Origin of the sequence: Oenococcus oeni DSM 20252 = AWRIB129, assembly GCF_000372485.1 — a bacterium.
Lineage (GTDB): Bacteria > Bacillota > Bacilli > Lactobacillales > Lactobacillaceae > Oenococcus > Oenococcus oeni.
This window is the reverse complement of record NZ_AQVA01000011.1, coordinates 60,799-73,795: the sequence shown is the minus strand read 5'-3', so window position 1 is coordinate 73,795 and position 12,997 is coordinate 60,799. Positions and strand designations below refer to the sequence as shown.

Below are 12,997 nucleotides of genomic sequence, written 5' to 3'. Positions count from 1 at the left end.
AGGGCTTCTAAGCCAACCTTTTTGCACTCTGATATGGGTTCACAATACACCAGTATTGCTTATGAAGGCCTGTTAAAGCGGCACCTGATTAGGCATTCATATTCCAAACAAGGTTATCCATATGATAACGGTCCGCTCGAAGCTTTCCATTCGCTACTTAAACGAGAATTTATTTTTCAAACACGTTTTACTAGTTTTGAGGACTTAGTCCTCAGAGTTGAAAATTACATTAACTGGTATAACACCGAAAGAATTAGGATAAACGGCTAATTTTTTTAGTACCAAAACTTGACGTAGGAGCAAATTTAATCTACTGCAATATTTGGTTTCTGTTCATTATAATCGAGATGTTATTTTCAATGGACAGACGCCCAAAATTGTTGAAAAAATTGTTTCCTACTCACTCGATTATTTTTCTATCGACAAGAGAACAAAAGCCGCAGTTTTATTAGCAGAAGATCTGACTAATCACATTAAACCAATGATGAATCGCCTGAATAGCGGCATTGTTGTGGCCAATCGATTATTAAGTGATATTCAGATCACTTATCCAAACATTTTTGATAAAGTTAGAATACTTTTTCAAAAAATAAGTCGCAAATTCAAAATTCCGGATGTCCCGAATGACGAAATTGGTTTTATCACTTTATACTTTGCAAAATATAAAGAGCAAGTTATTCGCAGGAAAAAGGTTTTGATTATGTGCACAAGCGGTTTTGGAACCGCACAACTTCTAAATACAAAAATCAGCAAAGTTTTTCCGGAATTACAAATTGTGGATGTTATCGGCACTTCCGAGTTGAACAGTAAATTAAAAGATAACCCAGACATCGATATGATTATTTCGACAGTTAACGTTAAAAAAATTTCTAAGAAAATTATTTTAGTCAGTGCTTTATTTAATTCACAAGATCGTGATCGGATTGAAAGAGAATTAGAAAAACAGAGCGATGAAAATACTATTTAGAGAATTAAATTCCGTTGATAAAATTACTTCGATTAAAGAGCTGTCATCACTGTTGTCTGAAAATAGACTGTTAAAAGAAAAACAGGATTTTTTAAGGTCGATTTATGAGAGAGAAAAACAGGGTAATACGCTTATCGCTCCTCGGATTGCCATGCCGCATGCTGAGGGTGTTTCCGTTAGAAAAACCAGTATTGCAATTGGCAAGTCGACAAAATTAATCAATTGGAACGATAATCAATTTGTTGAAATGGTCCTACTTGTCGCAATCAATCCGGCAGACAAAATCAATAATGAGAAATTAATTCGGATAATAAGAGAATTAGGCAAGGAAGAAAAAACAGTTCATTTGATCGATTCTACGAAAACTAATATTTTGAGGGAGCTTCAAAAAATTTGAAAAGGGGACAGGACAAAATGTATTTTGACAAAAGGGTGATCTTATTTGATCAAGTTTTTCCCAATCAAATTAGCGTTTTAAAAACTCTAACACGTTTTTTAGAAGAAAAAAATTGTGTCAAAAGTAGTTACCAGCAGGCAATTATAAATCGCGAATCTCAGTTTCCAACCGGGCTCAATACCACGACCGTTGGGGTTGCTATTCCGCACACTGACGCTAAGTATGTTAATGAAACACAAATTGCTTTTATGTCTTTATCTAAACCGGTTGAATTCAAACAAATGGGGGACAACGCAAAAGTCGAAGCAAAATTCATTTTCATGTTGGCCCTGGATAATCCACATAAACAACCACAAATGTTACAAAGGTTGATGGCTCTTTTCCAAAATGAAAAAGCAATGAAAAAACTGGAAACAATTAAAGATGAAAAGGATTTTATTGAAATTATGAAAAAAGAGGGTATTGAGGAGGGGCAATAATGGCTATTCTACAATGGTTTGTTAATACCGGAGCAAGTGTAATGCTACCTGTATTATTGTTTATTTTTGCTTTGGTATTGGGAATTAAGCCAGGAAGGGCATTCAAATCCGGTTTGACTGTCGGTGTTGGTTTTGTTGGTTTGAACCTGGTGATCAATTTGTTAACAGAAAATCTGGGTCCAGCTGCATAAGCAATGGTTAAGAATTTCGGTTTGAATTTGCATTCAATCGATATTGGTTGGCCGGCAGCATCGGCGATTGCTTATGGAACAGTTCTTGGTAGCATTGCAATCCCAGTCGGAATAATTGTCAACGTAATTTTGTTATTTGTTGGATTGACAAAAATTTTAAACGTCGATATTTGGAATTATTGGCATATTGCTTTCACGGGATCTTTGGTTTATGTTGCAACAAATGATTTTGCTTTAGGTATATTAACAATGATTGTTCATTCGATGTTGATTTACTTAATGGGAGATATGGTTGCGCCACTTGTTCAGAAACATTATGGGCTACCGGGGATAACTTTCACTCAAGGAGCTTCCCTGCCCGGTTTCGCACTTGCCTTACCTCTAAATTGGATTTTTGATCGTATTCCTGGTATTAGCAGGATTAAATTAACTCCGGAAACGATTCAAAAACGAATGGGCGTCTTTGGGGATTCAACTGTTATTGGTCTTGTTATTGGTCTTGTTATTGGTTTTTTGGCCAAATATTCGTTGGCAAAAACGCTTCAGCTTGGAATTAACACGGCCGCTGTTTTAGTAGTAATGCCAAGGATGGTTTCTCTGTTAATGGAGGGCCTAACCCCAATTTCTGAGGGGGCCAATGAGTTTGTTAAAAAACGCTTTCCTGGACGTCAGTTATTTATCGGAATGGATTCTGCTTTAGCCGTTGGCCAAGAAGCTGTTCTTTCTGCTTCCTTGATTTTGGTCCCCGTGACGATTTTCTTATCAGTAATTTTACCGGGAAACAGTGTGCTTCCTTTTGGGGATTTGGCTACGATCCCATTTATGATTGCGATCATGGCGGCTGTTTTTCGTGGAGACATTTTCAGAACAATTATCGGCGGAATCGTTGACATCGCAATTAGTCTATATATTGCCAGTTGGGTAGCCCCAATGTTAACTCAAGCTGCGAAACTTGCTAAATTCAACATGCATGGTAATAGTTCTATCTCGGTTCTTTCGGATGGCGGTTCATGGACAACACTTTTAATCGTCGGATTGGGTAAGACGATGACTTGGACTGGAATTTCATTAATCGGTATTGCGGTGCTAGCAATCATGATTTGGCAGAATAAATTTCGCAAACCAAAAATTGAAAAAAACGTTTAAGACAGGAGCAAGAAAATGAAAACATTAATGATTGTTTGTGGAACAGGTATTGCAACTTCTACTATTGCAACCGGCAAAATTAAGAGCTGGCTTGATAAAGACGGATTTGCAAATCAAGTAACGATGTACCAAAGCAAGATATCCGATGTAATCAATAGTATTGATGATTATGATGCCGTTGTCAGCACGACAATTGTGCCTGAAAATATCAAGAACAAAGTCATCAACGGTGTTCTGTTATTGACCGGTATTGGTGTTGATCAAGTATATAAGGAAATTAAGGATAAATTGGCTTTATAAATAAAATTAGGAATTCTACATCGAATTTTAATTGTTTAAATAAAAAACGTCTATTTAAAAATGGACGTTTTTTATATGTATAAATTGAAAATTTTTATTTTTTCTTTATTGAAAATTTTTATTTTTTCTTTAACGAAATTATCATTTGAAAAAGTAATACGAAAACATTGTTGCCTTTATCTTCTCTTTGTATAAATCGACTGACCGCCATCAATTATTTTGCTGATTTCTTTGGCTAGAGTCACTCGCTTAATTGGCAGATAACCAATAATTACTTTATTTAAAAGTGGTATATGGCTGAGAATTCTCAGTGGCAGGGTAATCACGATCGAAGAAGTTTTTACCGAATCAAAGACGAGTCCGGGATAGACGATTAAATTATTCTTGTTTTGTCTTTTAGTTATTTTTTCGGCCAAGTATTTGGCTTCCATATATTTTCTAAAAATAAAAGGACCTTTATTGGCAGATATAAATAAGAACCTATTTTCGCTTTTATTGTTTTTCAAAAAATCAGTTATTTCGCGAACCGGCTGAACAATAAAACGATCATAAGTAATATTTTTTTTTGGATTTTCAAACAAAATGCCAACAGAATCGATTATCCAATCCGCATCTTTGACGTATTTTTGCCACTCATGGTCATTTAAAATATCGGAGCTAACCCAGGTGATCTTATCGGCCCATTTTTCTGTCAAGCTATCGGGCCGGCCATGTCTTGAAACACTGATAATATCGTGGCCCCTTTTCACTAAAATTTCCAGTAATTTTTGACCGATGAACCCGCTGCCACCAAAAACAACAATTTTCATTTTCATTTCCCTCCGTGGAAAATCATCCGATCGTTAATTTTTTATAGTCGAACTGCAATACAATACTGGCCTTCCGTTTAAAGATTGCAGTTGGCGATTATTATATGGATAAAGTTTATGAAATTCTGCTAATTGTTGTCTTGAAATTTCAACCGGGTTGGCTAAAATATACCATTCGACATTCTCTGTTAATGGTGGTGTTGTTAAAGAGCCCAAATAATGATAATAAGATTTATTTTCCGGTATTAAATCAGTTAGGTCGCAAACAAAGTTTTGATCCTGATTCAAGTGATTGAATATCTGAGAAAAAGTTTTAGAAGTTTTTCCGGCTTTTAAAAAGACAGCGATAACTGCTGTTCTTCCGTCTTTGGCCTGATGAACGAAATGAATTTCACCGTCGAATCTATAATTATTCAGCAGATGTTCACTGGGAGCATGGATGTGAAATTGTTGTAACGAGAAAAACCGATTATCAATAATTGCTTTGCCGCTTAATCCAATCTCAATTCCCTGCCCATTATCGTGAACATAGGAAGCATTTGTTGAATAATTCAGTTTTAAAGTCGCCTGTTTTTCGATTTTCTCAGCCTTATTCGATTCTAAAGCAACTGGTGATTGCATTTGTCCTGTTTTAAACAACCAGTTATTTTGATTATCATAATCAAGTTTCGGCATCGTAATTCTCCTTTTTTTGAGTAACTACTACTATCTACTATTATGGATGCTATTGAAAAATATTTTTAAATATTAAATCAACATTGTTATATCTTGACAAAAATACCTTTGGTATTTAAAGTTTACTAACAAATGGTAATTAGAGATGAAAACAGATTTAGGAAACTATAGACAGCCAATTCTAAATTATATAATCCACTATTCGCAACCCATTTTTTTGGGTTGTGTTTTTTTATATATAAGTTCGTTGGAGTTTTTTAAATGAGTCGTTTAAGAATTCATACGACAATCAGTTGGTTACTTCTTTGGCGGGGCGAAGGATTGGTGCAGACGCGAATGCGATAAAAGCAAACGTTTTTTAATTTAAATATTCAAACTAATAAAAATATGATCGAGGTAACTACATTGGAAAATAATTATCATTTTGAAACAGAACAGATTCATGCTGGCCAAGAAAATCCCGATCCGGCCACTGGCGCGCGGGCGGTACCGATTTACCAAACATCTTCGTTTGTTTTTAAGGATGCCAAAGAGGCTGCCGGACGTTTTGCTTTAACAGAACCGGGAAATATTTATGGTCGTTTAACAAACCCAACCAATTCGGCTTTTGAAACACGGATTGCCGCTTTAGAAGGCGGAAGCAGTGCGATTTCTTTGGCTTCGGGGGCCGCTGCCGTTACCGCGGCAATTTTAAATGTTGCCGGGGCCGGCGACCACATTGTTTCGGCATCGACACTCTATGGCGGTACCTATGAATTATTCAGTGAAACTTTAAAAAAGCTTGGAATTGAAACAACTTTTGTTGATCCTGATGATCCGGCAAATTTTCAAGCAGCTATTAAGGAAAACACCAAAGCGATTTTCTTTGAAAGCCTTGGTAATCCAGCAATTAATATCGTTGATTTTCAAGCTGTTGCAGCAATTGCGAAAAAATATAAAATTATTACGGTTGTTGATTCGACCTTCGCAACTCCTTTTCTGGTTCGTCCCTTTGATTATGGCATTGATATAGTCGTCCATTCGGCTACGAAATTTATCGGCGGACACGGCACAACAATTGGCGGCGTTGTCGTTGAGAAAGGCGATTTTGATTATCAGGCATCGAATCGTTATCCCGATTTTGTGAATCCGACTGCTTCATATAACGGCCTGATTTGGTCCGATCTAAAGGGTGCGGCTTTTACAACAAAAATTCGGGCGGAACATCTGCGCGATACCGGAGCAACTCTATCGCCACAGTCCGCTTGGTATTTTTTGCAGGGGCTCGAAACACTTTCTTTAAGGATTGAACGTCATGTCTCGAATACTCGTAAAATAGTTGATTACTTGCAGCAGCATTCGAAGGTTGCATGGGTTTCCTATCCGGAAACCGAAAACTCAAAATACAAAGCGTTGGCGAAAAAGTATTTTCCCAAAGGGAGCGGATCAATCTTTACTTTTGGTTTGAAGGCCGGTGAATCAGGAGCGGAAACTTTAATCGACAATCTGAAAATTTTTTCTTTACTGGCAAATGTTGGCGATGCAAAATCACTAATTATTCATCCGAAATCAACGACTCATGCACAGTTAAATGATCAACAATTAAAAGCTGTTGGGATTACACTGGATTTAATCAGGGTTTCGATTGGCATTGAAAATGTCGAAGATTTGATTGCCGACTTGGATCAAGCTTTGACAAAAGTTTAAAAAATCGAACAAAATTTATTCGTTTAAGGATGATGATTGTTTATTTGACCTTTACTGACTATTGTTTATTATATGAGGTATGGAGGAAAACAAATGGCATTAGCAGAAGCAGAAGCAGAGAAATTAAATGTTGAAGGTTTGTCCATTATGTTGGCCAAGAATATCGATTCATTGAATGCCGATGAAGACAAAAACGTTGAAAGGTATTTGCTTAAATCGATCTATGATAACGCAGATGTTCACAAATCAGAAAAGATCGACGAGTATCCAAAGGTTGATAGCAAAAAGGTTTCCGCTCGAATTGATGAGTTGGAAAAGGATGAACCACAGGATGCGAAGAAGACCTTTAGTGATTTGAGAACTTGGGCTAAAGTAAAATAATTAGCAAAATAAAAAATTTGAATAAATCTCGAATTATCAAAAGTTCGGGATTTTTTATTAAATTTTATTCTTTTTTTATTATGCTTAATGTATGAAAAATGGCACACATATCTTAACCCTTACAAGTGGTTTTCATCTTTGGTCGCACACTGAAAATTCTGGTAAAAAAAGTAAAATAATTGCTGTTCATGGTGGGCCCGGAGAAACTCATGAATCTTTTGAAACGCTGCCCTTGGGCGTTCCGAATGCTGAAATAACTTCTTATGACCAACTTGGTTCTTGGTATTCTGATCAACCTGATTTTAGCGATCCTAAATTAGCGAAAAGGTACTTAAGAATTGAATATTTCGTCAATGAATTGGAAGAAGTTCGCCGCCAACTTGAATATGACAAATTTATTCTGCTTGGTTATTCATGGGGTGCAATGATTGCTTTGGAATATGCACTTAAATATCCGGGTAATCTTGATAAATTGGTGATTGTAGGGATGTCTGACCGAGAAAGCGATTTTACCGATCGGATGAAGGATGAAGTGGCCAAGGTTTTGTCAAAAGACGAAGCCAAGTATGTTTTTACTGAAGCAAAAAAAGGGGAATTAGACGATCCACTTTTTAATCAATTTATGGAAAAATTTTATAATGATTACTATTCTCGTTTTTCCAAAAGTCAAAGCAAGCATGCGATTGATATCAGCAATTACCAAGTTGCTAATTACATGATGGGAACGAATCCTTTTCATACAGAAGGCATGATGAGCGGTTGGAATGTTTCTGATAAGTTATATCGAATTAAAACACCAACTTTGATATTGGTTGGCGATCAAGATATGATCAGTCCCAAGAAAGCTCGAGTGATGGCCGATAAACTGCCAAACGGGAAACTTGAAATTATTCCTGATGCGACACACGTGTCGCTCCGCGATAACCCTGAATATTTCTTTCAACAACTGAACCAATTTTTAACCAATTAAGCGCTTCGTTTGATCTTTTTGCTTATAGGCTATATGATGGAAGTAAGGGAAAGAAGGTTAAGCCTATTACATTCGGAATATATGATATCAAAAACGATTGGTTTATTAAGGAAAAGAAATCAGGACTGGCTAACAAGGAGTTCGATAGTATCGAGCATGCCTCCGATTTTGCTAATAAATACTTTAAAAATCATGATCAAACAGCGATTTACAGTATTTACGAGATTAAAAACTAATCAGATATCAAAAAAACACCGGTAAAAATTGAACCGGTGTTTTTTTTATTTTTAATCTTTATTTATTATTAATTGTTTACTTTTTAACAAATAGATTGTAAAATTATTCACAGAAAGAATTTGGAGGTATTCAATATGGTAGATCGTTTAAAAGGAAAGGTCGCCATCGTAACCGGCGGAACGCTAGGAATCGGTTTATCGATTGTCGATTTGTATTTAAAAGAGGGGGCCAAGGTAGTCTTTACAGGTCGTCGCCAAAAAATTGGTGAAGAAGCATTCAAGCATTTGAGCAACCCTAAAAATGCTAAGTTTGTTGTTCACGATGCTTCTAACGAAGAGGGCTGGAAAAAATTGTTCGCCGACGTGATTGCGGAATTTGGGAAAGTCGATATTCTTGTGAATAATGCCGGAATTGGTGTTCCCGGCGATGTTGAACACACCGATTATGCCCAGTGGCGGCAAACGATGGCAGTTAATCTGGACGGTGTCTACTTTGGTACTCATTATGGCGTTATCAATATGAAACATCCGGTAAGCGGAGACGCCTCTATAATTAATATGTCGAGTATCGAAGGCTTGGTTGGCGATCCGAATTTGTTTGCATATAATGCGACCAAAGGAGCTTTGCGGATCATGACTAAATCAGCTGCAATCTATTGCGCACAAAATGATTACAACTTGAGAATTAATACCATTCATCCAGGATATATTAAAACCCCTTTGGTTGAAGACATGGATGGTTTTGAAAAGGCTATGAGTGAAAGGACCAAGACGCCAATGGGCCATATCGGTGATCCTGAAGACATCGGTTGGTTAGCGGTTTATTTGGGATCGGAAGAGGCTAAATTTGCAACCGGTTCTGAATTCACGGTTGACGGTGGTTATACTGCTCAATAATTTAAACAGATAAAACATTTGTTTTAAAAAAACTCCAGCGTTTTTAACCGCCGGAGTTTTTTAAAATTCCCGAAATAAATGATCTATTTGTTGGAATTCCTGATTGCTTAAATTAATTTTTAAAGCCTGAGCGTTGCTTTTGACCTGTTCAGCTTTTCTTGCGCCTGGAATAACAACGCCAATATTTGGATTCGCAATATACCAAGCTAAGATTATCTGAGAAATCGTCGAGTCGTGTTCCTTGGCTAGATCCCTAACTTTATCGAGAGCATGAATAATTTTTTCGTATTCTGCTGTTGAGAATTTTTTAAATTTTGGTTGATCATTTATTGTATATTTTCCAGTTAAAAGACCGGAAGCCAAAGGAAAATAGGGAACAAAAGAGATGCCCTCTTCTTTAAGATAGGGAAAGAGATTTTTTTCGGCATCTCGATGAACAAGGCTGTAGTTATCTTCTACAATATCAATTTGATGATTTTTATTTGCTTCTTTGATTTGCGTCAAAGAAAAATTCGATACACCAATTGCACGAATCTTGCCAGCCTTCTTTTCCTCGGCTAAAGCTTCGACGGCTTCGTCTTTTGGTGTTTTTTCGTCTGGAAAATGGATATAGAAAATGTCGATATAATCAGTTTTTAAACGTTTTAAAGCACTATCCACAGACGCTTTTAAAAAGTCCGGTTTGTTATTTAAATGCAAGCCATCGTTCGGGTCTTGAGCAGCTTTTGTAGCTAAAATAACTTTGGAGCGGTCATGTGCCCGTAATACCTGACCAATAATTTCTTCGGATCTACCTAATCCGTACATAAAAGCAGTGTCCAGTAATGAAATATTTTCCTTCAAAGCTTCCTCGATTATTTGGCTTCCATCGGAATCCTGCAAATCGTTGAAAAGATTATGGCCACCGACTTTATTTGTACCGAGTCCGAGTTTTCCGGTCTTTACTTCGCTTTTACCAATCTGTATCTCTTTAGTCATCAGATGCCTCCTAAAACGTTAGTTAATTTAATTATACGCCCGAGTTATGAAAGCCTTTTCTGGGAATAAACATATCATTATTTTTTATTTCATTTATTCAATTTTTTCGACAATTCTTTTTTATCGACTGTTAATCCGAAAACAGGTCCGTCGGCTTGAATAGTAAAACTATTTTTCAAATTACCAGCATCATAAGCATTAAATCCAATTTGGTCGATTAATTCGGCAACTATGTTTTTAAATTTAACATCATCGCCGGCGATCGGAATTGCTATTCGTTCACTTTTATTTTCAAAGTTGGCCAATCCTTCCAATTCAGAAACCGGTATCGTATTAAAAGCCTTGACAATTGTGGACACCTTAAAGTAATCAGCAAGCATTTGAGAGCTTGAAATTTCATGATTAATCAGCTTTGGAATCCGTCCGTCACGCTGGGGAAAATAATTGCTTGCATCAATTACTTTCTTTCCTTTTAAGAGATTGTCATCAAGATCATTAACTCCATTAAAAGGAATTGCTAAAACAAACAAATCTAGATCGTCTCCCAGTGAGTTGATATCGGCTGCTTGTGCAGCAGACCCTAATTTACTAGTAACTGGAAGCAGACTATCTTTTCCATGACGATTTGTGAGAACGACAGAATGTCCTGCCTTAATAAAAAGTTTGGCAAGGACCTGTCCTACGTGGCCGCTGCCGATAAAAGCAATTTTCATAATAATTACCTCCAATACAGAATATATTACCCATTTTCAAGTCTCATGATTAGTGAATAATTTTCATATGAAGAAAAGATGTTATATTATTAAATTGAATGGTCAATGAAAAAATGAAGAAAAGCAACAAAGGGGATTTACAAAAAGAAAAATTGTTATCGGCTGCCTGTCAATTATTTGCCAAAAAAGGCTACGAAGCAAGTTCGACCAAAGAAATTAACCACCAAGCCGGGGCTTCGGATGGCCTGCTATATTATTATTTTCCTGGCGGGAAAGAACAGCTTCTCAATGAAATAATCAGGCAGACTACCGATAGTAAAGCTTCGGAATTCATAATTCGCTTTGATAAAATTGTTAGCATTGGTTGTTCTACTGAGGAAACGTTGGTAAATATCTTTCTTATGATGTGGAACCTTTTAACGAAAAAGGAAAACTATCAGGTCCTTTTAATTATGATTCGGGAACAGGCAGCGATTGATCGAAAGCAAATGACTTGGATATGGAAATTGGATAGCGTGATTCAAAGGAAGATTTTCGACTACCTAAGCGACCAATTTTCTACTCGTATGATTCATGGAAATGATCCGAAAACAATGGCCGATGTGATTTCGTCAATCTATGAAAGTTTTATATACTGCCAATTGGTTTTAAACAACGATACAAAGTTTACAGATGATTCAAAAGAACGTCTGATTCGGGAAATACATTTAGTTTTAAAGGGATAAAAAACGAATTGTCGAGTTGACAATTTCGCAAAACGATTTTTTAAAGAGAGACACTGTCTATGAAAACCGATCAAAAACAAGACAATCAACAAAAAAGTTTGGATGAGGTCAATGGGAGTATCAAGGTTCCTAAAAATGCCGGTTTTTGGCGAACTCTGCTGGCTTATACAGGTCCAGGTTCTTTAATTGCCGTCGGTTATATGGATCCGGGGAATTGGATCACTTCTATTGGCGGTGGCGCTCAGTTCAAATATGCTCTTTTGTCGGTAATTCTTCTTTCCAGTTTAATCGCGATGTTGTTGCAGTCTATGGCAGCCAAACTTGGAATTGTTACTGGGAAAGATTTGGCTCAATTGACGCGGGACCGGACTTCTAAAAGAGTCGGTTTTGTTTTGTGGATAATTACCGAATTGGCGATTATGGCAACTGATGTTGCGGAAATTATCGGTTCTGGAATAGCGATAGAACTGCTTTTCGGAATTCCTTTGATCGTTGGCATTTTGATTACTTCGGCTGATGTTTTGATTCTGTTATTGCTGATGAGATTAGGTTTTCGAAAGATTGAGGCAATCGTCGCAACTTTGGTTGCAGTTGTTCTTTTTGTCTTCTCCTATGAAGTGATTTTATCGCAGCCAAATATTCCGGAAGTTTTGAAGGGATATCTTCCCACCTACAAAATCGTTACAAATACACCAATGCTCTACCTGGCTTTAGGGATTGTCGGTGCAACGATTATGCCGCATGATTTGTATTTGGGATCCTCGATTTCTCAGACCAGGCGAGTTGATCGTTCAGATAAAAATTCTGTTAAAAACACGATTCGTTTTACGACGATTGATTCAAACATTCAATTGACAATTGCCTTCGTTGTTAACTGTCTGCTGCTGGTTTTAGGGGCGGCATTGTTTTATGGCACGAACAGCAGCTTAGGACGTTTTGTTGATTTGTTTAGGGCTTTGAACAACAGCCAGGTGGTTGGCGCAATCGCCAGCCCGGTTCTGAGTATGCTTTTTGCAATCGCTCTGCTGGCTTCCGGCCAAAGTTCAACGATTACCGGTACTTTATCGGGGCAGATTATTATGGAAGGTTTTATTCACTTACATATGCCACTGTGGATTCAGCGCTTGCTAACTCGATTGATCTCTGTCACCCCGGTACTAATTTTTGCCATAATTTATCATGGCAATGAAGCCAAAATCGAACAGTTGCTGACTTTCTCGCAGGTATTTTTGAGTATTGCTTTGCCCTTTGCGGTTGTTCCACTGGTTATTTTCACAAATGATGAAAAGTTAATGGGAGAGTTTAAAAACCATGCTTGGGTTAAGTGGACATCTTGGCTGATTACGGCTGTTTTAATTGTTTTGAATATTTATTTGATTTTACAAATTATTTAATTTTTTAAATATGCCAAGAGAAAAATCGAATTAAAAATCCTTATGTTTGAATT

The 12,997-nt window shown here is 36.9% G+C and carries 14 protein-coding genes and 2 pseudogenes; 12 read left to right on the top strand and 4 right to left on the bottom strand.

The genetic code is table 11. From position 1 onward, the window contains the following. The 6 genes and pseudogenes from A3G9_RS1000000109990 to A3G9_RS0107920 form a co-directional block, all read left to right on the top strand. Positions 1–270 (top strand): integrase core domain-containing protein (locus tag A3G9_RS1000000109990; protein WP_018025289.1); only part of this gene is annotated, 270 nt, incomplete at its 5' end. Positions 271–301: 31 nt separating this feature from the next. Beyond that, positions 302–967: pseudogene (locus tag A3G9_RS01000000109630) on the top strand (BglG family transcription antiterminator); the annotation flags it as partial. After that, positions 951–1,364, top strand: coding sequence for a PTS sugar transporter subunit IIA (locus A3G9_RS0107935; RefSeq protein WP_002821195.1), 414 nt, complete (start codon positions 951–953; stop codon positions 1,362–1,364). The pseudogene A3G9_RS01000000109630 and the gene A3G9_RS0107935, both read left to right, overlap by 17 nt. A 17-nt stretch (positions 1,365–1,381) precedes the next feature. Beyond that, the gene (locus A3G9_RS0107930; RefSeq protein WP_002820171.1) at positions 1,382–1,843 is read left to right on the top strand and encodes a PTS sugar transporter subunit IIA; all 462 of its coding nucleotides are present in this window, start codon (positions 1,382–1,384) and stop codon (positions 1,841–1,843) included. Next, positions 1,843–3,180: pseudogene (locus A3G9_RS01000000109625) on the top strand (PTS galactitol transporter subunit IIC). Before A3G9_RS0107930 ends, A3G9_RS01000000109625 begins: the two are co-directional and overlap by 1 nt. 15 nt (positions 3,181–3,195) lie before the next feature. Next, on the top strand, positions 3,196–3,480 hold the full coding sequence (locus A3G9_RS0107920; protein ID WP_002821196.1) for a PTS sugar transporter subunit IIB: 285 nt from the start codon (positions 3,196–3,198) through the stop codon (positions 3,478–3,480). A 176-nt stretch (positions 3,481–3,656) separates the two neighbouring features. Here the strand turns inward: A3G9_RS0107920 and A3G9_RS0107915 are convergent, their stop codons facing one another. Together A3G9_RS0107915 and A3G9_RS0107910 are read right to left on the bottom strand one after the other, a co-directional pair. Continuing rightward, positions 3,657–4,289 carry an NAD(P)H-binding protein gene (locus A3G9_RS0107915; protein ID WP_002821197.1) on the bottom strand — a complete coding sequence of 211 codons (633 nt, stop codon included), beginning with the start codon at positions 4,287–4,289 and terminating at the stop codon, positions 3,657–3,659. 33 nt (positions 4,290–4,322) lie between these two features. Next, positions 4,323–4,964 (bottom strand): carbonic anhydrase family protein, encoded by a 642-nt coding sequence (locus tag A3G9_RS0107910; protein ID WP_002821198.1) that lies wholly within the window; start codon positions 4,962–4,964, stop codon positions 4,323–4,325. Positions 4,965–5,369: 405 nt separating this feature from the next. On the opposite strand from A3G9_RS0107910, the gene A3G9_RS0107905 reads away from it, so the two are divergent. The 4 genes from A3G9_RS0107905 (at position 5,370) to A3G9_RS0107890 (ending at position 9,134) form a co-directional block, all read left to right on the top strand. Continuing rightward, positions 5,370–6,650, top strand: a complete 1,281-nt coding sequence (locus A3G9_RS0107905) for an O-acetylhomoserine aminocarboxypropyltransferase/cysteine synthase family protein (protein ID WP_002821199.1) — start codon at positions 5,370–5,372, stop codon at positions 6,648–6,650. A 93-nt stretch (positions 6,651–6,743) separates the two neighbouring features. After that, positions 6,744–7,031 (top strand): hypothetical protein, encoded by a 288-nt coding sequence (locus A3G9_RS0107900; RefSeq protein WP_002820177.1) that lies wholly within the window; start codon positions 6,744–6,746, stop codon positions 7,029–7,031. A 91-nt stretch (positions 7,032–7,122) separates the two neighbouring features. Next, a complete protein-coding gene (locus A3G9_RS0107895) occupies positions 7,123–8,001 on the top strand; it encodes a proline iminopeptidase-family hydrolase (RefSeq protein WP_002821200.1) in 879 nt (292 codons plus the stop codon). A gap of 371 nt (positions 8,002–8,372) precedes the next feature. Further along, positions 8,373–9,134, top strand: a complete 762-nt coding sequence (locus A3G9_RS0107890) for an NADP-dependent (R)-specific alcohol dehydrogenase (RefSeq protein ID WP_002820179.1) — start codon at positions 8,373–8,375, stop codon at positions 9,132–9,134. 60 nt (positions 9,135–9,194) lie between these two features. Here A3G9_RS0107890 and A3G9_RS0107885 read toward each other — a convergent pair whose 3' ends face one another. Both A3G9_RS0107885 and A3G9_RS0107880 read right to left on the bottom strand, forming a co-directional pair. Continuing rightward, the gene (locus A3G9_RS0107885) at positions 9,195–10,112 is read right to left on the bottom strand and encodes an aldo/keto reductase (protein ID WP_002821201.1); all 918 of its coding nucleotides are present in this window, start codon (positions 10,110–10,112) and stop codon (positions 9,195–9,197) included. A gap of 89 nt (positions 10,113–10,201) precedes the next feature. Further along, complete coding sequence (locus A3G9_RS0107880; protein ID WP_002820180.1) at positions 10,202–10,825, bottom strand: NADPH-dependent F420 reductase; 624 nt, start codon at positions 10,823–10,825, stop codon at positions 10,202–10,204. A 98-nt stretch (positions 10,826–10,923) separates the two neighbouring features. Between A3G9_RS0107880 and A3G9_RS0107875 the strand changes: the two genes are divergently transcribed. Further along, positions 10,924–11,550 (top strand): TetR/AcrR family transcriptional regulator, encoded by a 627-nt coding sequence (locus A3G9_RS0107875; RefSeq protein WP_002821202.1) that lies wholly within the window; start codon positions 10,924–10,926, stop codon positions 11,548–11,550. 59 nt (positions 11,551–11,609) lie between these two features. Further along, positions 11,610–12,944 (top strand): Nramp family divalent metal transporter, encoded by a 1,335-nt coding sequence (locus A3G9_RS0107870; protein ID WP_002820182.1) that lies wholly within the window; start codon positions 11,610–11,612, stop codon positions 12,942–12,944. The last annotated feature ends 53 nt before the right edge of the window (positions 12,945–12,997 follow it).